Here is a 22803-nt window from a genome sequence, read left to right on the forward strand (position 1 = left end):
CGCTATAATAATGCTATAATAAAAAGCTATATCTCATCATTGCTTCAATTTTTTATGTATTTTTGCAGTTTTTCTCGTAGTTGTTTAACCTGAAAGTTTTCGGTTAACTGAATAATTTCTTGAGCAAAACATAGATAGCGATCGCTTAACTTTTCTAATTGATAGGCTACGGTTAAAATATTATCCAGATCGCCTTTTCTGACGAGTTCGTATAGTTGAGTCAAGATTTCATCTGGAGGCAGCTCGGTTTGATGAGGCTGGCTAGCATAATCTTGAATTGATGAGACTATTTGATTCTCTTGTTGTTCGTAAATCCAAGTTAAATTTAAATGCGATCGCAACATTTCTAATAAAATTTCTGCTTGTATTGGTTTGGGTAAAAATTCATCGGCTCCAGCAGCTAAACTACGGTATTGATTAGTTTCAAATACACTAGCAGAAGAGGCGATCGCGACAATTCCAGAAAGTTGCTCTGAGACGCGAATTTTCTGTAACAGTTCAAAGCCGTTCATCAGTGGCATTACTAAGTCAGTAATAATGAGATCGGGATGAAATTTATACGATTTTTCTAAACCTTCTCGACCGTTTTCAGCCTCTACTAGTTCAAATCCAATTGGCTCTAAAAGACTGACAATAACAGAACGATTCTCCCAGCGATCGTCAACTACTAAAATTTTCTGCTTATTGCCATGAAAACCAACAATCTTACCTTGAGACCTTAGCCTAGCTATGTCCAACCATCTTGTAGTTTCAGTCACTTCTAGATCGAACCAAAAAATACTACCTTTTCCTATTTGACTAGATACCTGAATGGTACTTTTCATCAAAGAAACAATTTTCTGGGTAATTGCTAGTCCTAAACCACTTCCTTGCGCTTGGTATTTATTATCTCCCACTTGCTCGAAGGGTAAAAAAATCTTTGTTAATTGTTCGGCTGTCATGCCTACACCAGTATCCTCGATTTGAAACCTTACCTGATAATTTAAATTTTCGAGTTTTCGGCTTTTAACTGTAAATTTAACTTCCCCGCGCTCTGTAAATTTAATTGCATTGCCGAGCAAGTTAATTAATACCTGGCGCAAACGCTTCTCATCAGCGTAAATCCCAGAAGGTATTTCGCTTTCCGCACTATAAACGAAAGCAATTTTCTTTTGCTCGGCACGAACGCTACAAATTTCTACTACCCCTTGTAGAAAAGCAGGAAAATGAAATTCAATGGGATAAAGTTCCATCTTGCGCGCTTCAATTTTTGAAAGATCGAGAATCTCATTAATTAGGGTAAGGAGATGATTGCCACACTGAGAGATAATACTAATTCCTTTATGTTCTTGCTCTGTAATTCTTGAAGAACGCTGGAGAATTTGAGCGTAACCTAAAATCCCATTTAACGGAGTCCTTAACTCATGGCTCATATTAGCAAGAAATTCGCTTTTGGCTTGATTCGCAGCATCAGCAGCCTCTTTTGCTAATTGCAGTTGAAGAGTACGTTCGCTCACGCGCTGTTCTAATGCTTGATTTGTCGTTTCTAAAGCTGCAAAAGATTCTCTTAATTGTCCTGCCATTTGGTGAAAGGACTTAGCTAAAATATCGAGTTCTTGAATACCTTTAACTGTGATTGTTTGCGCTAAATTTCCAGCAGCAATTTCCTGACTGGCTCGACTCAGCTTTAAAATTGGTTGAGTAATCCAACGAGAAGTATAAACACCAATTGCTGTAGCGATCGCTAATGCTCCCAAACAGAGCAATATTGTAGTACGGGTGTTGGCGTTAATTTGTGCCATGAAATCAGATTCAGGTACGACAACAACCACTAACCAGTCCAAACCGTATTTATCTCGCCACGGTGTCAGTTGGACGAACTGGCGTTTTCCTGCCAGCATATACTCTAGCTGTTGGCTATGTTGAATTTGTTTTAAGCTGTCAAACTTAGTTTGTAAATATTGTGCTGTAGATTGAATTAAGCGATCGCGACTGTTGAGAAAATTAAGCCGCTGTGCTTTACCATTCACAATTGTATATGGCGGTTCAGGACTCGAACTTCCTACAGCTAATCCATTCCGTTCGACAATAAAAATTTTTCCCGACTGACTCACTTGTATGTGGCGCAAGAAATCACCAATCTGTGTGAGGCGCAGATCGGCGCTAATAACTCCTAGCAATGCTTTATTTTTGTTGTAAATCGGGTAGCCAGCCGCAACCGATAAAATATCTGGATCTTCATCCCAAGCGTAAACCTGACTCCAAGTTGGTTTACCTGCTCGCGCCGTATCTTGAAAAACAGACTCCGATCGCGGATCGTAATCTGGCAAGCTCTTAATTAACTTAGTACGATTGCCACGACTATCTGTAGCATATATATAATCTTTTCTTTTAGTAGCTGAAGAGACTTCATCAATTACAGCCTCTTGGGGATTTTTGTAATAGCCAGCTGCGGCAAATTCACCTTTTACTGTTGCGTAAGAAATATAGCCAACATTAAACACCTGTAACTGTTTCCAGAAGTAATGTCCTAGTTTAGGATAGTTTTGCAAGTCCAAATGTCCTAGTTCTACCGCATCGGCATTGATTTGATTAATTTGATGTGGAGTGGCTAGATAAGCGTTAAGGTGTTCGTTAACAAGTCGGCTAGCTTTTGTCATTAGCTGATTAGCTAGGTCGTTTATCGTCTGCTGGCTATTTCGGAAGGAGAAATATCCTACTAGTCCCACAGCAGCAAAGATTTGGAGCACAAACGGCACGACTAGAATCAGGCGTAGTGGTAGCTTTTTAGAATCGGCAGTAACGGAATTCCGCATAGTTTACAACTTTCATAGATGAAAGATTCTTCTATTGACAATAAAATTATTCTACGAAAATAAATAAACCACTGCTAACGAGCGATCTATATAAAGCCTTATTCATAAACCTATTTGGCTACATAACTGAGAAATTTTCACTTGCTTTTAATATTTGCAGCTATAGCAGTCCTATTTGATTCATGAACGCGGAGCAGGAGAAGCCTGCTTTACAAATCATTTAGAACTGCTATGGAAGTTGAAGTCATCTAGCAATTTAATTAGGAGCTTATCTAACATCATGTTCAATAATGAACACCAAATTAAGTAAAATACGCAACACTAAAAAAGTAAAATGTAATACTAAAAAGATCGATTGACGAGCGCGTTTGTAAATCTAGACAACTAAGTGTGGCGATCGATCTCTTTTCTGTGATGCATAAATTTTAGATAATTGAAAAAATTGTTTACAAAATAGCTCAAATCAGTTAAAATCTGCGCCAACCAGATAATTCTTTATGGCGTGACTTATGAAGTTATCTAAATTAGCCTTATTTGCCTGTCCTACGCTGATGGCATTAATACTTATAGCTCCCGATCCAGCTCAGGCTAGAGAAATTGTTACTCAACCTAACGATACCTCAAAATCGGTATCTCCTCCCTTAGTTGACATAGTATTCGATCGCCCAACTCCTAAACCTTTTACCAATGTTACAGAAAATCCATCAAAAGATGAAGTTCCTACTTTAGATTTCACTGATGAAGAGTCGCAGGCTGCAATTCAAAGATATGGTTGTGACTGTTCTAGTTGTATCGTTGCAGTTCAGCAATTACAAGGTAAGCTACCGCTTTGACAGTGTAGAGACGTTACATGTAACGTCTCTATATTTTTAAATTCGTTTGTTCGATTGTTTGAATTGACCTAAGATTGAAAGAGAACGATTTGCTACTGCTGGCTGGGTTAAAATGCCCTGGGAAGGGCTGAATAATAGTGCTAATATAAATAACCCTGAAACTACTAAGACAATCGCCGCACCAGAAGGAACATTGAAATAGTAGCTAAAATACATTCCAGTGACACTACTAAAAATTCCAATAATCGATCCAAAAATCATCATTTGATGTAATTCTTTCACGAGTAAGTAAGCTGTAGCTCCAGGTCCAATTAAAAGCGAAACTACTAACACTATACCTACTGCTTGCATACTCGCAATAATTGTTAAGGTAATAGCAGATGTTAAGCCTAAGTGAATTAAAGTGACTGGTAGACCGACAGCTTGAGCGCCCAAGGGATCGAAAGTATAGAATAATAGTTCCTTGTAAAATAGCTTAACTAATAGCAATATGATGATGGCGATCGCGAAAGTTTTCCATACATCGATTGTGGTGACTCCTAAAAGATCGCCAAAGAGAAACTGATGTAAATCTAGTTTGCTTTTGAGTACGGTAATTAGAGTAATTCCTAATGCTAAAAAGCCCGAAAAAACCAAAGCCATTGCTACATCGACTTTGATTCGAGACTGAGACTGAATCCAAGAGATGACAAACGTGCTGAGCGTACCGGAAATAAATGCACCGACAAATATATCAATTCCTAGAAAAAATGCGATCGCTAGTCCTGGTAACACTGCATGAGCAATAACATCTCCTAATAAACCCATCCGTTGTACGATTAAGTAAGTGCCGATAACCGAGCAAAGTATACCTAGTAAAATTGCTGTTACTAGCGCTAAACGCATAAATTCAAAACTTAGCGGTTCGAGTAATAAGTTAGTCATTTGTCATTTATTATTTGTTATTTGTTCGTGAGAGCTACTAATTCCGAATTCCGAATTCCGAATTCCGAATTAACAAAATGCTGTCACCGTAGGCGCGTTGGATGTTGGCTGTTGTCGTGACTTCTTTGAGAGAACCGTTGGCGATTAACTGACGATTTAATAATAAGAGCCGATCGCATTTGATTAATGTTGTGGCGAGATCGTGGGTAATAACTAATAGAGTTTTACCTTGCAATTTTAATTCGGAAAATACATCAAACATAATTGTTTCGGTTTTCTTGTCGATACCAACAAATGGCTCGTCAAAAAAGAATAATTCTGCTTCCTGTGCTAGCGATCGCGCTAAGAAGACTCGCTGCTGTTGTCCGCCGGATAACTCGCCAATTTGTCTGTGACGCAGTTCCCACATCCCAACTCGATCTATAGCAGTAGCGACAATTTGCTTAGATTGACGATTGGGTTCGCGCCACCATCCCGTCTGTCTCGTTCGTGCCATCATGACAACGTTCCACACGGTCACGGGATAATCCCAGTCAATTTGCGTGCGTTGAGGGACGTATGCTACTGCATTCAGCTGTTGTTTTAAGGCGCGATCGCGATACTTTACCACTCCACTTACAGCTGGTACTAAACCCAACATTGCCTTGACCATCGTGCTTTTACCCGCACCATTAGGACCGATCGCGCCAACGATTTGTCCTGGTTGCAGGCGAAAACTGACATCTTCAACAGCAGATACACCTCGATAGCTGACGGTTAAATGTTGGACTTCTAACATACGCCTTCTTATAGCACAATGATAATCATTATCACCCAAGCTCGAAAAGAAGATGTTAAAGTTGTCTGTCAAATCTATAGCGACCTTTGCGATCGCACTTGGTCTAGCTGGATTGAATCTTAAAGGGGATGAGGCGATCGCGCAGAAAAATAACTTACCACTTGTAGTTGCAACTAACAGCGTTACCTGCGGATTAACTCAAGAAATCGCGGCAAACACCATAGACTTAAAATGTTTAATCGAGCCTGGTGCTGACCCTCACTTATATCAACCGAAACCAGAAGATAGCAAAGCGATCGAGCAAGCGCAATTAATTTTGTATGGTGGTTACAACTTTGAGTCTGGTCTCATTAAACTAATCAAAGCCACCTCTAACCCCGTACCTAAAGTAGCAGTGCATGAGATTGGCGTTCCCAAACCCCAACAACTTGAGGAAGACGGACAAACCGTTACCGATCCGCACGTATGGCATAATGCCCAAAACGGTATTCGCATCGCCAATGCGATCGCTGACTCCTTGTCAAAAGCATTTCCGAATAACACCGCAAAATATACCAGCAATACCAAACAACTGACGGGTGAACTCAAACAGATCGATACTTGGATTAAATCCCAGATTCAGACAATTCCACCTGGACAGCGTAAATTAGTCACCACCCACGATGCAATGGGTTACTATGCAAATGCTTATGGAATTCCAATTGAAGGAGCCTTACAAGGGATTAGCACGGAAGAAAGACCTACAGCTGCCAGGGTAGCAGAACTCGTCAAAGATATCAGAAAATCTGGCGTTCCGACAATATTTGCCGAAAAGACAGTTAATCCGCAACTGATTGAAGCTGTAGCAAGGGAAGCAAAAGTCAAAGTTGCAGATAGAGAACTCTACGCTGATGGATTAGGAGAACCAGGCACAGACGGCGATACTTACCCAAAGATGCTAGTTGCCAATACCCGCACGATTGTCGAGGGATTAGGGGGTAGTTATGCGGCATTTGAGTCCGCGCCGTAGTTTCGGGAGTCGGTAGGGGCGCACTGCTGTGCGCCCGTACGGGAGAGTCGCAATTCACAATTCAAAATTGGGACAAGGGAGTGTCAACTGCCAACCAACAACCAACAACCTTCAAACAATAAATTTCTTGACATTTCCAAAAAAATATGGTTATCTCTAGTAGACTTTTGGCGAATAAAGCTCAGAAGGAGGTTGGGGCGTGTTTTATCGTTGTGCCGTGTTGGGAATTTTAGGGTTGTTGGCTAGTAACGTACCTGCTTACGGTCAAAGCTGTGAATCGTTAAATGCGATCGGGGGTGATGGGACGCAGGTGAGAAAAATCGTTTCCGCACCAGGAATGCTGATCTCTCGGAATAACTACAATACCGATTTTGGCGTACCGGGTGGTGCTACGTTCGATCGCTTTGTCGTCGATCTGATGCCAGAACAGACTGCTAAGTACAACATATCGGTTTACCTGAAATATAGCGATGGTACGAAGGATCAGTTCTATCGCAATTCTTCGGTGAGGCTGCTAGAAGGTCAACCGCTAAAAATTGCAGCTATTCCCCGTCGTGACAATCAACCCTATCAGGTCAATGTGAGAGTTGGAGATATCAGCACTACAGGTCATAAATATTCGGTTTCTGTAGCTGGTTGTGTGGTAGAAGAGGAATTTGGAGATGCAGGCACTTCCGAAAGAGCGAACGATCTCGACAGAACGGAAAATACAGAACTTCCCCCTAGTTTGGAAGATCCTAACCGAGTCGAAAATACCGAACTCCCAATAACTCTAGAAGATCCTAACCAACTGCATTAGGGTGTAGTATCCTACGTCCCACACCCCATACCCTCATAGCGTTGCTGCTAGTTCCTTGAGGCGATCGCTACCATTGCGAAAGATCGACCAACCATCACCTACGAGTACGGTTTCAATACTATCGATCGCAGCAATGCGGCGGACTGAGGCTACAGCATCCGCTTTGTGACTGAGCTTATTATCGGGCAAAATTGTCAGGCTACCAGCTTTGGGGGCGCGAATTAAGTCACCTGTAATTAAAGTTTTACCTTCAATTAACAGTGCCAATTCCCCAAGAGTTTTGGAACCAGATAAAGCAAAAACTTGTAACCCTGAGACTAACTCATCCCCATCCATCAACCAGCAGTCGCACGCAATGGGGAAGGTTTCTTTTTCACCTAATGGGGCAGCAATTTTCGCTCCGGTGACATGGGCGATCCCTTTAGCTGCTCTGATATGGTCGGAATTCGTGATAATAATCCAAGCTGCACCACCAAAAGAATTGAGGCGATCGAAATCGTAGTTTGATAATGCTAAAGGATCGATGAGGATATTACCTTTGGGGCGAATCCAAATGTAGCTATTGAAATCCATGTTTCGATCGCGGTCGAAAATCGACCATGCATACATATCTGGGCGATGCAACGATTTCATAAGCCATTCTCGATTGCTAACACTGATATTATTGGCAACTGAATTTAAGCTTAGGTTATCCTACCAGGGGAAAAGCAGCCGCGATCGCCCAACTGAAAAATAGAGAACATCCAATTGCATAAGCCCAAACATCTTTGACAGAGGCAGATGCGATCGCGAACATTGCCAAAAATAAGGGGAAGATAGGCAACAAGAGGAAGATAAAACCAATTTGGGGCAGCATTTGGATTGTTGCCGACAGTCCTATGACTAAGACTAAACTTTGTCCCAACCACCAAATAAATCGCGATTTAAGGCTACTTTGTCTTTGGGCAATACCGGAAGCAAGCAGCCAGGGAAAACACAGCAACGATAACCACAGCCACAGTTGCAAGCGAACGGGAACCAACCACCACTGTAACCAGACTACCTGCGCCATCGCCCCAAAAGCAACCCAAAGCAGGAGAAACAGCCCCAAACCCAATCCCAATCCTGCTAGAGTCAAACGCGGTAAACGCAAGTTAGCCAACAGCCAGACGATACCAGCCGCATAAAACCAAATTCCCAACGCACCACCTACTAACACGCCACCTAAGCTGGCAATGTCTGTGTTGCGGTTTAGTAATGCGAGTATGCCAATTGCCCCTAAAGGACTCAAGATTAAACCAATCCAACTTTTAAGGCGATCGCTTTTACTTACAGTGTCAGAATTGTGAGCCTGAATTGCTGCTTGAAACAGCAGATCTGATACTCCTCTTGCGGGAAAGCGCTGCCAGACTCTCGGTGGCTGACGTAGTGTTGTCTCGCTTAAGATCGTAGGAGCAACAGCGCCTAAGATGAGAAGCCACGCAAATAGATGTACGCCATACCAAGTCATGCGATTATCTATATAATTGCTGGAATTTTGAATACCAAAACTGCGATCGAGCCAGGTTTTAGCTGCTTGGTGGCTAGCTTGGCGAAAGAGAATAGTAATATGTTCGGCATTGGGAACGATGACGAGCGATCGCCCTTGACTTTCTCCCCCTGCTTGTTGTAGTAATTGCTGGGCAGTGGCAACAAAACGCGGTTCCCAATTTCCTGCCTGTAGTTGCAAGTTAGCGGGAACTTGGGGTGTAACTGCGGCTCTAGTAGGAGAGATCGCCACAGTTGCAGTAAAGCGATCGCTTTGTTGAATTGCTGCTGTCATCGCCGCACCGCTACCCATCGAATGTCCCAATACAGCGACTCGTTGCGGATCGACTCTAGGCTGAGCGAGTAAAGCTTTGTATGCAGTATCGAGATCGGCTTGGAGTGACGATCGTGCCAAGGGTTTGCTATTAGCTCCATGCCCGCTAAAATCCCACAACATCACCGCATAGCCTGCATCAGCCAGCGTGTAGGCATAACCCAACATTAATTGCTTAGAGCCTGCAAAACCGTGAGCTATCAGTACTCCTGGTATTTTTGGCGATCGCACTGGTGCGACATACAGCATTGGTATGCCATCTCTAGAGAGGGATTGTACGATTAGCCCAGTTCTTGCAGCCGCAATTTGCCACCAGGAAAGTACGATGAGGAGTAAAGCAATAATAAATAGAAATAAGCGTTGGCGAGTCACAATCATCGGGAGTCGTAGGGGCGGGTTCACTCAGAATATTAGTTGAGAAAAGAGTTTTTTGGTGAACCCGCCCGTACGGGAGTGGGATAGAAAAATTCACTACCGATTACTCAGCCTACAATAATGGAGCAATTTTATGGCGATAACAATTCGCGCCAGATTGACGCAAAGGATTTTATCTCCGTGGTAGAAGCTTCGATATTTTAATATGGAAGGACGAATTGGAGTGCGAATCCTGATGAATTCTCAACTATTGTCTTCAGCGATTTCACAACCCTTGTCAGAACAGCGTGTAGTGCTGGAGGGCGTAAGTTGGCAGCAGTATGAATTGTTGCTAGCAACCTTGGGCGATGATTTTCCAGGGTTGCGGTTGAGCTATTTGGAAGGAACTCTAGAAATTATGACCACCTCTTCACTGCACGAAGAACTTAAAAAAACGATTGGGATGTTAATGGAGGCGTACTTTCAGGAGTCGCGCATCCGCTTTCATGCAATCGGCTCGGCAACATTTCGTAAGGTGGCGAAACAGCGCGGATTGGAGCCAGATGAGTGCTATTGCTTGGGGCAGAAAAAGGAGTTTCCCGATCTAGCGATTGAGGTTGTATTGAGTAGTGGCATGGTGGATAAGCTAGAGATTTATCGCGGGTTGAGGGTAACGGAAGTGTGGGTTTGGGAAAGCGGGCAATTTACGATTTATCATCTACGCGCTGAGGAATACGAGCGAATTACAACAAGCGAGTTATTGCCGGATTGTGACACGGGGTTATTAGCAAACTATGTGAAACCAGAGGAACAGTTTGATGCGGTGATGGCGTTTCGAGAGCAACTAAGAACGCGATCGCCAGGATGAATCAGCGCGATCGCAATTAGTCTCACCAATAATCTAATTCAACAATGTGGATGAAAGTTGAAATTTTCGGGGTTGACATGCGATCGCTAACAGGGCGATCGATTAAAACTCCCAACTGATGGAGCCAACGATTGTAAACGGTTCGGTTCTTTGAATGTATGCTCTGCTGTAGGCAAATGCAGCAGCGTCTATATCAAATAGGTTGCGCATATTAATCGCCGCATTAAAACGACCTCTCCGGTAGTAAAGGGCTGCATCAGTACGGAAGTAATCGCCCATTTCAAACGAGTTATCTAAATCTCCTTGTCGCGCACCCACATAAAACAACCCCAGACCAAAACCTAAACCTTCTAGATCCCCTGCTTGGATCTCGTAGGTTGTCCACAGACTGGCTTGATTTTCTGGCACGTTTGGCAATCGATTGCCGACCGGAAACGTGTTATCTTCAGTGACTTCTGCATCCGTGTAAGCATAGGCAGCAGTTACATTCCAACCAGGTAAAATCTCACCTGTAATATCTAGCTCGATTCCTTGACTGCGCTGTTCTCCAGTTTGAATGGAAAAGTCGGGGTCATCTGGATTGGGTGTAAGAACATTTGTCTTAGTGAGATGATAGGCTGCTAAGGTTGCTGAAAGCCTTCTGGCTAAAAAGTCGGTTTTTACGCCGACTTCGTATTGAGTTCCCCTTGTCGGATCGAATATGACATCTTCATCTGAGCTTTGGTTGTCATAGCCATAAACAGAGAAAAAAGATCGCGTATAGCTGGCGTAGAGAGAAACGTTTTCGCTAGGCTGATACACCAAGCCGATCCGAGGGCTAAAGGCATCATCATTCCGAGTTGGCAAGGTAATTACTTCTCCAGGTGTATTGAAGTCTCCTTCAAAGTCAGTTGAAACCCAATCATAGCGACCGCCGACCAGTAATTTCAGATTCTCACCCAAAGCGATCTGATCCTGGAGGTAAACACCGTAGGATCTCCTCACAAAATCAGAATCAGAGAACGTACCACGTCTTGAATATTCAGGTGTGGGGATATCATAGCTGGGATTGCGGATATCTATAGGCGGTACAGGCGTACCAGCTTCAAAGCCATTACCAACATTACTATTGCGGTTGAAATCAAAACCCGTTAAAACCTGATGGGAAATCGCTCCAGTCTGGAACGTGCCAAGCAAGTCAATCTGTCCAAAATAATTGTTTCTCTCATAGACAAATGTACTGGCTTGTACCGGATCTAAAAAGCGATCTTCTACCAGTGTGAAACCCGTACCTACATCCTCTCCAAAACGAGTCAGATTGATAGCAATATTATTGCGAAGCTGCAAATTGTCATTAAATTCGTGTTCCAGGGTGTAGCCAAATCTATGAGTAGTGACATCGATCGATTGTAATTCAGGATAGAAAGTAACAAAGTCTCGTGGTGTTAAACTACCATCGCTCAGAAGCACAGCAGTAGAAAGACCAGCAGCAGGGTCGGCAGCAAGGTTCGTGAATTCGTAGTAAAACTCTAAATTTGTCTGCTCTCCCAACTTCCAAGTAATGGAGGGGGCGATCGCTGTTAGTTTTGTATTAGAAATGTCTTGAAAATCGCTCGATCCTTGATAGCTGGCAATGAAGCGGTAAAGTAGAGTTTGGTCGGCATTCAAAGGACCTGAAAAATCTATACTGGGCTGATAGAGTCCGTAATTTCCTGCCTCAAATGCCAGCTTGTAGTAGGGTTCGCTCAGGGGTTTTTTAGTGACCGTGTTAACAATACCACCTGGTTCCCCAGCTCCAAACAAAACTGAAGCGGGTCCTTTGAGAACTTCCACTCGCTCGACTGTTCCAATGGGTGACAAGACATAAAAATCACCATCTGGAAAGCCATTTCGGAAATTGACAACGCCTGAACCAGCCTGGTCAAATCCTCTAATAATTCTGAATGTAATCGGCGCACCACCATAGGGTCTAGCACCAGTAGCTACACCGCTAACTGTTTCCAGTGCCTCAGTCACACTTCTCACGTTGCGGTCTTCAATCACCTGTTGCGGCACAACTTGAATTGATTGCGGAATATCTCGCAGGGGTGTGTCAGTTTTGGTAGCAGTTGTTGCATTTGGTACGCTGTATCCATCTTGCTCCCCTGTCACCACAATTTCCATTTCCTCGTCCCCTTGTGCGGTTCCATCTGGCGCGGGTGCTTGTGGTGCAGGGATTTCCTCTTGTACTTCTGGTGTAGATTCTCCTGGTTGAGTCGGAGTTGGAAGCGGCACGGTTTCCCCTTCTGGTGGCGAGAAAGGTGTGGGTGTTTGGGCTGTGGGAACAGTAGGAGTAGTTAAACTGAAAACGGTATTGCCATTACTTTGCCTGACCTTTGCTACTGGTATACCTTCAGAGCCGATCGCACTCATCCTAATCCCATTTGCTCCCTGCTGGGTAACGCTGACAACGGTAATTCCTGCAATGGGGTTTTCCTGACGAAAGCTTCCTTCTGGTAGAGCTAGACGAGCATTGACAATGTTAGCTACATAAGTTGTTCCGTAGCCGGAAATTACAATCGATAGCGGTTGCTTGCTAGTAGTTTCTAATAACACTTCCAAACCGCTAGCAGTTTGGTTAAGTCGTACCCCTGTAATCTCGATTGGCGTTGAATTTTGAGCTAGCCAGTCTTTAACAGTCGTTGCCGGACGTTGCAGGTTTTGAAATCGGGACTCGTTACTAACTGGCGATTTCGATGCTTCAGTCTTAACTTCAACTGCTCGACTCGGCAACATTCCCAGCAAGCTCAACGCTATAGAGGCGATCGCCCATACGCAAATCCTTGACGACTTCCAGCCACTCATATTCACTCCTGACACCAGTTGATGAAGCTTTATTGCCAATCACTCTTAATTGCAATCAGTGTCAGTGTAGAGAAGTATCAATAGATGCGTCTATCCAAAAACCGTCTGACGATCTCAAAACCGCCATACTGTTCCAATTAATTTTGAGCAAATGCAAATATCTGCTCTGCTGCGAGCGCAAATGCGGGAATCACCGTCGATTCAATTCGATTTTCACCCGCAAATACTTTGTCCTCGTACTGCCCTTCTACCCACTGACATACTGTAATCCGCCGTTCTTGAGGATCGACGATCCAATATTCGGCAATGCCCCGCGCTGCATACTCGGTTCGCTTGTACCGATAATCGCGAGTCCGATTCTCATCACCAGGCGAAACGACTTCAATAATTAGGATCGGCGGTGGCATATCGCGAGTAATGATGTTGCGGGTTTTGCCTTGCAGTGCTGCGTAGCCTTCTTCACTCAGCACGAGCAAATCGGGAAGCCGGACTTTTGCCCCTCGTCCGCTCACTTCAATTTCAACGTCTTTGAGGTTGAGAAGTGCGATCGCAAAATATTTTGCCAATTCAAACATCAAAAGTTTCGCAATCTGGCAGTTCTCATGCGATTCTGTCGGCATTTCTACTAATTCTCCATCCACCAATTCATAGCGCGTGTCCGTGCCATCGTCATAGGCGAGAAATTCTTCAAACGTCAACCGTTTTGAAGTGGTAGAAATGCTTTGATTCATGAGTGCAACCTCAACTCGCTTGTCTCTATCATGCTCCCAAAATTACCTTTTTGCCCAACAAACACTGGCTGGGAGTAATGCCGAACTTGCGCTTGAAGGCAGCGGCAAAGCGTCCGAGATGACCGTAGCCAACGCGATGCGCCACTTCTGTCACTGTCATCGATCGCTCCCGTAATAATTGCTCGGCTTGCAACAGGCGTTGCTCGGCTAAATATCCTACTACAGTTGTGCCAAACAGCGATTGAAACCCTCGTTGTAACGTGCGATCGCTCAGTCCCACCGCAGTAGCCAACTCCAACGACGAGGGTGGATTTTCTAATCGTCGCTGCAAAATATCTCGTGCTTCGTAAATACGAGCGATCGTGGTCGGTTTCATTCGGGGTGATGGTTTCGGATTGCCCCGATCCGCCACGATTGGCGCGAGCTGCAACGCCATCAGTTCTAAACTTTTTGCTTGAAGATACAACCGCTTTGCCGCTCCCTCATAAGGACAGTGAATCATCTGCCATGCTACGCCCTGAATCGCTGGATTTGTTTTAGGGTAAATCAGCGTTTGCCAATCGTTCCCTTTCACTAAAAAGCTCAATTCGGCGGGCAACTGCCCGTTCTCATCTGGAAAGAAGGTGGTTAACCACTCCGCAGACATTTCGAGATTAATCCCCAAGTAAGACTGAGTGTTGAAACAAACGCCAGAGATCTCTCGCTGCACGCCGCTCCCAGAAATCATGGTGCATCCATTGCCCAGCACTCCACCCTGGCTATCGGGAACCATACCAGAGAGCAGCACCCCAAACTGCAACGGATGCTGCCATTCTGGTTGCTTGGTTTGAACAGTTTCACGATACTCACGGTTCCAAATCATCAGCCAGCAGTCTGGATACAGTTCAACAAAGAGATTGTGTCCTTTGCCCAACTCTTGGGGCATTTTATATATCTCGATACTAGAATTAGGGTCAAGTTGAGGTGGGTTGTGCTGCGCGGCTTCATCCCACAGGTCGTCTTCTTCCTGCGCGGTCAAGGTAACGGTCATTACAGGTATTGGAGTAACGCTTTAATGAAAGAGATTATCAGTAGGAAGGACGCGATCGCAACTTGTATTCTGTAGATATCGGCTTGTAGATTGGCTTGTAGTGGTGTTGCTACCTAAAATTTCCTTATCATATGAAAATGTTATTAAAGCAAATACTTAGTTTAGTACTGGTGATGCTCGTAGGAATGGCGATCGCCTTTTCTACCCCAGCCTTAGCCGCAGAGACACCAATTGGAGCCAAAATCTTTGAAACTCAATGTGCTGGATGTCACATTAATGGTGGCAACATCGTCAGGCGCGGCAAGAACCTGAAACAAAAAGCCTTGAAAAAATATGGCATGGATTCAATAGAGGCGATCGCTAATATTGTCACCAACGGTCAAGGAAATATGTCAGCTTATAAAGATCGCTTGACAGCAGAGGAAATTCAAGCAGTTTCCGCCTATGTCCTCCAGCAAGCAGAAGCAGGCTGGCGTAAACAGTGACCAGTGACCAGCGATCGGTAACCAGCGATCGGTGACTGGTGGTTAAGGGCGCTTGGTAAGAATGAAGTGTAGCTTGTATCCCCCACGGGGTAGGATGAATTTATAATTCGGAATTTGGAATTTAGAATTAACTGATAACTAACAATTGATAACTGGTCACTGGTCACTGGTCACTGATTAAGTATGGCGATCGCAATCGATTTTGGTACGAGTAACACTTGTATAGCCCGTTGGAATCCCGTGACGCAGCAAGCGGAAACTTTGAGTTTACCAGGCTTATCTCAGCAGTTGGGTCAAAATCCACCTCTGATTCCCAGTTTGGTTTATGTAGAAGATGCGGCAAGCGATCGCGTGTTAATCGGACAGACAGTACGCGATCGCGGTTTGGATTTAACGACTGACCCACGTTTTTTTCGTAGCTTTAAGCGCGGTATTGGTACGGAGATTCAGGGATTTTTGCCTCAACTGGATGGCGAGACGGTTTCGTTTGAACGAGTTGGTAAGTGGTTTTTGAGCCAAATTATTGAGAAATTAGCCACTCAAGCCCCTGAAGACGAGCAATCCTTAGTCTTAACAGTCCCAGTTGATAGTTTTGAAGCTTATCGCTTGTGGCTGGGTGAGATCTGTCGTGCTTTACCTGTGGAACAAGTCCGAATTTTGGACGAACCTACTGCTGCTGCTTTGGGATATGGCATGGCAGAGCGGGATAATTTATTAGTCATTGATTTTGGTGGTGGTACTTTAGATTTATCTCTAGTCCGCTTAGATGGTGGTGGAAATACTGTCAAAAAACAGACGGGGTTTTTGTTGCAATGGGGGAAGAAATCTTTTGCTAAAACATCTGGACAGAAAGTAAAAACTGCCCGTGTTTTAGCAAAAGCAGGACAAAATTTAGGTGGGACTGATATCGATAACTGGATTGTCGATTATTTCGCTCAGGAGCGAGGATTAGCTGTATCTCCTTTAACAACTCGCTTGGCAGAAAGGGTGAAAATTCAACTTTCCGATCGGGTGCAAGCCAGCGAAGTTTATTTTAATGATGAGACGTTTGAGAGTTACGAATTAGAATTAGACCGCGATCGCCTCACGCAGATTTTGACAGAACATCAATTTTTCGAGCAATTAGACGAGTCGATGCAGCAGTTATTACAACAGGCGCGGCGACAGGAGATAGAGGTGACAGAGATCGATGCTGTATTGTTGGTGGGTGGAACAGCACAAATGCCCGCCGTGCAGACTTGGGTACAACAGTATTTTCCCTCAGAAAAAATTCATTGCGATCGCCCGTTTGAAGCGATCGCCCAAGGTGCGTTGCAGATCTGTCAAGGCGTGGAAGTCAAAGATTTTCTCTATCACAGTTATGGTATCCGTTATTGGGATAGACGGAATCAATGTCACAACTGGCATCCAATTATCAATCCTGGGCAACCCTACCCGATGACAAATCCCGTAGAATTGGTTTTGGGCGCATCGTTGGATAATCAGCCGAGTATCGAACTCATTGTTGGAGAACTGGGGGCGGAGACTGGCGGGACGGAAGTTTATTTTGATGGCGATCGCCTGATTACCCGCCGTTTAGATAGTGGAAAAAAACAGGTACAACCCCTCAACGACCGAGATGGGGCGAGGCAAATCGCCCAATTAACTCCACCTGGGTATCCTGGGAGCGATCGGATTAAAGTCCTATTTCAAGTAGACGCACAGCGCTGCTTGCGAATGACTGTAGAGGACTTACTCACTAATCAAACTTTACTCGAAGATCGAGTCGTAGCAGAGTTGAGCTAGAGTTGTAGAGGCGCTTCGCGCCTCTACAACCAATTAATCGATTGAGACATCATCCCACTTAACGTAGTCTCCCGAATTGCCAGTTCCCGACGTTCCCAGTTCGATGACCGTCCAGTATCTCGAAATCGGGACTTCAATCTCTAAGTATTCCCACCCATTTTTCTTGGTAGAAGTAGCTGAAATTTCGGCATCACCGTTGCGATAGTCGTACCCTAATGCTTTCAGAGTTGCCGATGCCTTACCGTTGACATACACCCAAGCACCAATCTTGACCTTTTGTCCCTTTGGTAGCTGACCGACAATGCGCCGGACTCTCACTGGTGTATCTGGGGAGGCATTACCGTTGTTGAGTTTGACATATCCGTTTCCTCCGTGCGCTCCACCATTATCGTTACGGACAAAACTCACGTAGGGCGAAGCACCTTCTAGAATCCAGACATCGTTGCTATCAAACGGTATCCAGCCTGTTTCAACGTTATTGTCAGACTCAAAATCGGCATTACTCAGAGCTTCGTTTAAGCGTAAATCTTTGATTTGCTGATATGTCTTAGTTGGGTTAAAGTCTGGGGCAACAGCCCAGCTATCGTGACCGTCCAGATCGAATAGTAGTGCGTGGTCGTAACCGAAACGCTTCAGTTGTTGTCCGAAATAAGCAAACCATCGACGGCGACAGTCTTCTGTTTCAAATTCGGAACCGTTGCAATACTCGTTAATCGATCCCGATTCGCTGATTGCAAGAGGCTTGCGAATGCCACGCGATTCTAAGACTCGCCAAGGATGTCCGAGGCGATTCTCGGAAATTTGTCCGCCGTAGGCGTGCAAGCCAATATAGTCGCTCACCTCAGCAATTCCAGCATCTAACATTTCGTCTAACAGACCGGATTCAATTCCCATTACGGGCGGCGATTCAATTTTGATGTTCGAGTCAATTTCTTTCGCTGTTTCGTAGGCAATTCGCGTCATGTCAACGCATTCTTGAGCTGACATCTTACCGTTACCGTAGTCGAGGTCGGGTTCGTTATCGATGATGTAGTAAGAAATCTTGCCTTTGTAACGCATCATGACGTTACGCACAAAATAACGGAAATTTGCTTTCCACTGGTCGTAGTTACCGTCTCGATTGACGTGCATCCGTGCCGATAGTACCAGATGAATTTTGAGTCCGGCGTTGAGATAGCGATCGATGGCTGCATCTCTGGCTGACCAATTGAAACCAGCGCCCTCTGTGAAACCGCCAACACCATCCATACCCATACGGGCGACTTCTAAATTTAAGTCCTTCGTGTGCTGGATGGAGCGATCGACATATTCTGGATCGGTATTGTAGCCAGTGCCGTTATTAATTCCTAAGTAACTTGTTAGCGCCCGTGCTGGCAAAGTGTAGAGGAGAGCCGAGGCAACGAAAATAGAGGCAATTGTTTTAGGCTTGAGCGATCGCAATAACGATTTGTTTTGAGCTGGGTGTTGGATCTTTTGGTGTAAATTCATCTTGTACCCTGATAAGTTGACAAGCGACTGCCAGCCCCATGCATCACTCAACGCAACTAGAATTTCGTGCGAGTGTGGGACAAGTCACGCAGATTTGCACTTGCTTTCGCCCTCAGCAGTTTTGATTAGAGAAATTGTGGTTAGGGGCAGAGCGTTGAATGCAAATAGCTTTTCAAGTAGGTTAAAAACGCTCTATTTCAGTGCAGTTATGCCATCGAGAAGTGTAACGACTTGAATAAATTGTGAATCATTACACCTCATGCAAATCTAGGTTTTTGACAGACGCAGATCGGTTACTTTACATCAGCTTTAAAAAGCTAAACTAAACCTAAAGTATTCTCGCTTCAGTATGCATTCAAGCGAAAATTTACTGATTTATTTAGTAGGTAATTTCTCAGAGTAGCTTGCAGCTATAGACTTGGAAGAACATAAAGCATAAAATCAACCAAAATTCAAGCTATTCAAGTAAAAAACATCAATAAAATACTTGTATTAGCTCGCCTAAAAAAATCGCAGTCATGCTTGAAAGCCGATAGAGCAGAGGGTTTCATTCAGCGTGATACTTATCCAATACATCGCAGGTTTTGATTCGATCCCCCCTGGTTCCCCCCTTTTTAAGGGGGGAATCATAGCCCCCTTTTTAAGGGGGTTGGGGGGATCTTCAAGGACTATGCGCTCTAACCAAGAAGTATTGTGATACTTATCGAGTCGCGATCGCAAACTTACTAATAGTAAAATTACGGTACTTTTGGCAAATGATTATATTTTTTGACTAAAACATGTATATCTAATTATTTAGCTAAATCTATTGCTATAGCAGTTCTAAATGATTTGTAAAGCAGGCTTCTAGCCTGCGGCAGGCTAGAAGCCTGCTTCGTTCATGAATCAAATAGGATTGCTATAGTTGAATCAAAATTTATTCTATTATAAAATTAGGTAATTGCACTGACCGCTCCGTACACCTAGCCTTCGGTAAAGCTTTGCGCCTTTGCGCGACCCACAAAATCCATCACCGCCTATAAGCCAGAGCAAAACGCTCAATCCCAGCCAAATCTGCAAAAATCTGAATATTCATATAACTCCCCTGCTGCTGTAACAACTCGCTTACAGTTTCAGCCTGTCCCCCCATCATTTCAATTAACCAAAGCCCACCCGATCGCAAATAAATTGGTGCAGTTGCAATCAAATGACGAATGCAATCTAAACCATCTGCACCACCATCCAAAGCTGAATGCGGTTCGTGATTGGCGACTTCTGGTTGTAGTTGAGGAACCAATTTGCTAGGAATATAAGGCGGATTTGACACCATCCCGCAAACCTGACCTTGGAGAAATTCTAACGGCTCCCACCAATTCCCTAAATAAAACTTTAGCCGATCGCCATACCCTAAATTTTGAGCGTTACTTTGGGCAATTACCAAAGCCGAAGAACTGCGATCAACAGCATGAACTTCAGCCGCCGGAAAAACAGCAGCCAAGCCAATCGCGACCGCACCGCTACCCGTACCCAAATCGACCCAATGTCCCCGTTCTAATCCAGTCACGAAACTTTTGTTAACCGCTGCAACTGCCAAATCGATTAAAATTTCCGTTTCCGGTCGCGGAATTAAAACAGCGGGAGAAACGGCTAACTTAAAATCCCGCCAGGGCGTAATCTGAGCAATGTATTGTACTGGTAAGCGTTCTTGCAACCGCCTTTGCCACAATCGATCCAACTCAGCTAAAGGTAACTTCAACTGAATTTGCGGTTGGTGCTTATATAACTCCAATCGTAGGGAAAGAGTATCTAACCCTGCGACTTCTTGCAGCAACCAGTCTAGTTCTGTAGGCGAGACATCAGCCGCGATCGCATCTATTGCAGCTTGCTGTCGCCATCGCCACAGTTCTAGACCAGAAGTATTCATTTCAGCTTGTTCGGTAATTAAGGCTTTTTAGCTGGTTGGTTGGGTGCTGCTGGTTGAAGCGATCGCACGAAGTCAATTGATTCTTTGGGAGGAACCAAAACAATTTGACTTAAACCCTGGTCGTTGCGAGTTTGCATTGCTTGCAATACTCCCTCCAAATTGACAACTTGAATTTCAATTGTCGAAGCGAGATCGGGTTTCTGTTTCTTAAAGCGTTCCAGCATTGCCTGCAATTCAGTCTTATTAAAAAAGAAAGGAATGACTTGCTGATCTGCTTGTTTAATTGTGAGGTAGCCTTTTTCCTTGCCAGCTTTAGCGACAAATAATGGCGTTCCTTTAAATTGCTCCGGCTTTTGACCGCTTTGCTGTAGTAATGTTTTTGCAGCGTCAACTTGCTGCTGTCCTGGGACAAAGGCAAAGTTGGGAGAATTCGGCTTTTTCTTATTTGTTTGCTCTAGCTTGTAAACTTCTGCTAGAGAGACAGGCACAACTCTGACATTTTTCGCTAACTCTGGATTTTTCTGCTTCAGGCGATCGATAAAAGCCTGTGCGTCTTGGCGATTGATAAAGACTCCAGCTACTCCTGATTTATCTTTTTGATCTGGTACGGAAGCTACCAGTGGTGCGCCCTTATTATCCGTGATTGTAAACATTGGCACGGGTCCAAGCTTTTGCAAGATTTGTTGTTCTGGCAAAGCCAAGACTTCTAGAGCGCCCATTGTCGTCGTACCAATAATGGTACTTCCCACCACTCCTAACGTTGCACTCCAGCGAATCATCGATTTTATAACTGATTTCATGAGTATTCCTGACATCAATGACCAGATTGTGTTTCTTCCAGCGGTGGTAAATATACCCACCCAACTAGTTGTAGTTATAGTAGCAGTGTCTTGGCAAGAGGGATGACTCAACCAATGCGATCGCCACTGACTATTGCTGACGGCACATTATCGCTGGTTGTTCGCATTCTTGGAATATTTTAAGAATTAAATAGATTTGTAAATAGAAGGGAGCAGTTATCAGTGACCAGTGACCAGTGACCAGCAGCGATCTCTTCTCACGCACCACGCACCACTCTCTTACCAACCACCAATGACCAATGACAACCTTGCGAAAGATCTCATCGCCTCAACCGTAAATCTAAATCGGGATGACAGGATTTGAACCTGCGACATCCTGCTCCCAAAGCAGGCGCGCTACCAAGCTGCGCTACATCCCGTAGCTGACACTCTTTCTAGAGTAACACAAGTACCCCACAAATTAACTCAGAAGTTTAGATAAGATATTGAAAACTATGCATGGGTCTAGCTTAAGTAGAAGTGATATCCAGATTGACCCAAGTTTGGACTTCACCAGCAGGTTCGATATAAATCAGATCGGTTCCCGTATTTAAAGCATTGCGTGGAGCTGTCCAAGGCTCCAAACAATAGTAGTCCTTGCCTTTAATTGTCCAGAAAACTAGCGTCCCGTAATAATTACTGCTCCATGTCAGTTGTAAACGCTGAGAATTGTCGCTGACAGTCGCTTTTTGGTTTGAGATTGGTCGGAAGGCTAAATCGAGTTCTTCTTGCTCGAAATCAAAATTTCCGCTGAAGGCGTGCATTTCCTTCGTAATTTGATTTTGAAATTGAGTCGCTGGGATCTCAAATTTCAAAGCCGTTTTGTCAGAGACTTGGAAATAAGGGTGTAACCCTGTCGAAAATGGCATGGGAGCGGATGAGTGATTGACAAATCGCTGCCAGATTCCCAGCCAGTTACCTTTAAACTCATAGGTAAACTCTACTTGGAAGTCGAACGGGTAAACCGTGCGAGTTTGCTCGTTACTGTTGAGAACGAGCGTGAGACTAGCACTGTCGTCCTTAGCTTCAGATTTTGTTACTTCCCAAGGTAAATCGCGGGCAAAACCATGTTGTTTCAGGGTATATTGCTGTCCTTGATACGTATAGGTGTTATCCGGTAAGTTACCGCAGATCGGAAACAAAATGGGAATTCCGCCTCGTATGCTCATTTCAGGACGAGCAAACCGTTCTGCGTCCAAGTAGAGAATTTCTCGTCCCTGGACGCGCCAGCGGGTAATAATTCCACCTCGTTCTGGTACGACTTCCAACCGCGAATCAGTGGATGAATCTGTTAGAACGTAGGTTTGGTATTGTTGTTTTTGCTGTGCAATGGTAAACACGAGTTAAGTTGGTAGTTGGTAGTTGGTAGTTGGTAGTTGGTAGTTGGTAGTTGGTAGTTGGTGGTTGGTAGTTGGTGGTTGTAGTTATCCTCCTTGTCACCCTTGTCCCCCTTCGCCCCCTAATCCCCACTCCCTTCGGTCGTGGGGTCCCCGAGTTCCCCCTTGTCCCCCTTGTCCCC

General features: G+C 44.4%; 18 protein-coding genes, 1 tRNA gene and 1 pseudogene. 6 read left to right on the plus strand and 14 right to left on the minus strand.

All coding sequences use genetic code 11. From position 1 onward, the window contains the following. Nucleotides 1–44: 44 nt before the first annotated feature. Nucleotides 45–2795 (minus strand): hybrid sensor histidine kinase/response regulator, encoded by a 2751-nt coding sequence (locus DSM107010_RS12830; RefSeq protein WP_106168291.1) that lies wholly within the window; start codon nucleotides 2793–2795, stop codon nucleotides 45–47. A gap of 509 nt (nucleotides 2796–3304) precedes the next feature. On the opposite strand from DSM107010_RS12830, the gene DSM107010_RS12835 reads away from it, so the two are divergent. Continuing rightward, entirely contained in the window at nucleotides 3305–3628 is a 324-nt protein-coding gene (locus DSM107010_RS12835) for a hypothetical protein (protein WP_015153392.1), read from the plus strand. Nucleotides 3629–3664: 36 nt separating this feature from the next. Here the strand turns inward: DSM107010_RS12835 and DSM107010_RS12840 are convergent, their stop codons facing one another. Both DSM107010_RS12840 and DSM107010_RS12845 read right to left on the minus strand, forming a co-directional pair. Continuing rightward, nucleotides 3665–4552 (minus strand): metal ABC transporter permease, encoded by an 888-nt coding sequence (locus DSM107010_RS12840; RefSeq protein WP_015153393.1) that lies wholly within the window; start codon nucleotides 4550–4552, stop codon nucleotides 3665–3667. A 37-nt stretch (nucleotides 4553–4589) separates the two neighbouring features. Beyond that, nucleotides 4590–5330, minus strand: coding sequence for a metal ABC transporter ATP-binding protein (locus DSM107010_RS12845; protein ID WP_106169284.1), 741 nt, complete (start codon nucleotides 5328–5330; stop codon nucleotides 4590–4592). 52 nt (nucleotides 5331–5382) lie between these two features. Between DSM107010_RS12845 and DSM107010_RS12850 the strand changes: the two genes are divergently transcribed. Together DSM107010_RS12850 and DSM107010_RS12855 are read left to right on the plus strand one after the other, a co-directional pair. After that, entirely contained in the window at nucleotides 5383–6339 is a 957-nt protein-coding gene (locus tag DSM107010_RS12850) for a metal ABC transporter solute-binding protein, Zn/Mn family (protein ID WP_015153395.1), read from the plus strand. Nucleotides 6340–6538: 199 nt separating this feature from the next. Further along, entirely contained in the window at nucleotides 6539–7138 is a 600-nt protein-coding gene (locus DSM107010_RS12855) for a hypothetical protein (RefSeq protein WP_106169285.1), read from the plus strand. A 33-nt stretch (nucleotides 7139–7171) separates the two neighbouring features. Here the strand turns inward: DSM107010_RS12855 and DSM107010_RS12860 are convergent, their stop codons facing one another. Both DSM107010_RS12860 and DSM107010_RS12865 read right to left on the minus strand, forming a co-directional pair. Beyond that, nucleotides 7172–7771 carry an MBL fold metallo-hydrolase gene (locus tag DSM107010_RS12860; protein WP_015153397.1) on the minus strand — a complete coding sequence of 200 codons (600 nt, stop codon included), beginning with the start codon at nucleotides 7769–7771 and terminating at the stop codon, nucleotides 7172–7174. A 55-nt stretch (nucleotides 7772–7826) separates the two neighbouring features. Further along, nucleotides 7827–9356 (minus strand): alpha/beta hydrolase, encoded by a 1530-nt coding sequence (locus tag DSM107010_RS12865; RefSeq protein ID WP_181246473.1) that lies wholly within the window; start codon nucleotides 9354–9356, stop codon nucleotides 7827–7829. Between the two features lie 202 nt (nucleotides 9357–9558). On the opposite strand from DSM107010_RS12865, the gene DSM107010_RS12870 reads away from it, so the two are divergent. Continuing rightward, the gene (locus DSM107010_RS12870; protein WP_127023088.1) at nucleotides 9559–10200 is read left to right on the plus strand and encodes a Uma2 family endonuclease; all 642 of its coding nucleotides are present in this window, start codon (nucleotides 9559–9561) and stop codon (nucleotides 10198–10200) included. Nucleotides 10201–10302: 102 nt separating this feature from the next. On the opposite strand, the gene DSM107010_RS12875 is transcribed toward DSM107010_RS12870, so the two are convergent. From DSM107010_RS12875 to DSM107010_RS12885, 3 genes are all read right to left on the minus strand, one after another. Further along, a complete protein-coding gene (locus DSM107010_RS12875) occupies nucleotides 10303–13023 on the minus strand; it encodes a TonB-dependent siderophore receptor (protein ID WP_127023091.1) in 2721 nt (906 codons plus the stop codon). A gap of 137 nt (nucleotides 13024–13160) precedes the next feature. Continuing rightward, nucleotides 13161–13754 (minus strand): Uma2 family endonuclease, encoded by a 594-nt coding sequence (locus tag DSM107010_RS12880; RefSeq protein ID WP_015153401.1) that lies wholly within the window; start codon nucleotides 13752–13754, stop codon nucleotides 13161–13163. A 28-nt stretch (nucleotides 13755–13782) separates the two neighbouring features. Further along, a complete protein-coding gene (locus DSM107010_RS12885) occupies nucleotides 13783–14784 on the minus strand; it encodes a helix-turn-helix transcriptional regulator (protein ID WP_106169288.1) in 1002 nt (333 codons plus the stop codon). Nucleotides 14785–14921: 137 nt separating this feature from the next. Here DSM107010_RS12885 and petJ point away from each other — a divergent pair, with 137 nt between their 5' ends. Both petJ and DSM107010_RS12895 read left to right on the plus strand, forming a co-directional pair. Continuing rightward, a complete protein-coding gene (petJ, locus tag DSM107010_RS12890) occupies nucleotides 14922–15269 on the plus strand; it encodes a cytochrome c6 PetJ (RefSeq protein ID WP_041462385.1) in 348 nt (115 codons plus the stop codon). 183 nt (nucleotides 15270–15452) lie between these two features. Then, complete coding sequence (locus DSM107010_RS12895) at nucleotides 15453–17054, plus strand: Hsp70 family protein (RefSeq protein ID WP_127023094.1); 1602 nt, start codon at nucleotides 15453–15455, stop codon at nucleotides 17052–17054. 33 nt (nucleotides 17055–17087) lie between these two features. Here the strand turns inward: DSM107010_RS12895 and DSM107010_RS12900 are convergent, their stop codons facing one another. The 6 genes and pseudogenes from DSM107010_RS12900 to DSM107010_RS40910 form a co-directional block, all read right to left on the minus strand. Beyond that, nucleotides 17088–18542 carry a carbohydrate binding domain-containing protein gene (locus tag DSM107010_RS12900; protein ID WP_106171197.1) on the minus strand — a complete coding sequence of 485 codons (1455 nt, stop codon included), beginning with the start codon at nucleotides 18540–18542 and terminating at the stop codon, nucleotides 17088–17090. A 1009-nt stretch (nucleotides 18543–19551) separates the two neighbouring features. Continuing rightward, the gene (gene prmC, locus DSM107010_RS12905; protein WP_127023097.1) at nucleotides 19552–20445 is read right to left on the minus strand and encodes a peptide chain release factor N(5)-glutamine methyltransferase; all 894 of its coding nucleotides are present in this window, start codon (nucleotides 20443–20445) and stop codon (nucleotides 19552–19554) included. A 17-nt stretch (nucleotides 20446–20462) separates the two neighbouring features. Continuing rightward, the gene (locus DSM107010_RS12910) at nucleotides 20463–21245 is read right to left on the minus strand and encodes a Tic22 family protein (RefSeq protein ID WP_015153407.1); all 783 of its coding nucleotides are present in this window, start codon (nucleotides 21243–21245) and stop codon (nucleotides 20463–20465) included. Nucleotides 21246–21590: 345 nt separating this feature from the next. After that, a tRNA-Pro gene (locus DSM107010_RS12915) sits at nucleotides 21591–21664 on the minus strand. 90 nt (nucleotides 21665–21754) lie between these two features. Continuing rightward, the gene (locus DSM107010_RS12920; protein ID WP_127023100.1) at nucleotides 21755–22624 is read right to left on the minus strand and encodes an aldose epimerase family protein; all 870 of its coding nucleotides are present in this window, start codon (nucleotides 22622–22624) and stop codon (nucleotides 21755–21757) included. Continuing rightward, nucleotides 22560–22803: pseudogene (locus DSM107010_RS40910) on the minus strand (hypothetical protein); the annotation flags it as partial. The pseudogene DSM107010_RS40910 and the gene DSM107010_RS12920, both read right to left, overlap by 65 nt.

This window comes from Chroococcidiopsis cubana SAG 39.79 (assembly GCF_003991895.1).
Taxonomy (GTDB): Bacteria; Cyanobacteriota; Cyanobacteriia; order Cyanobacteriales; family Chroococcidiopsidaceae; genus Chroococcidiopsis; species Chroococcidiopsis thermalis.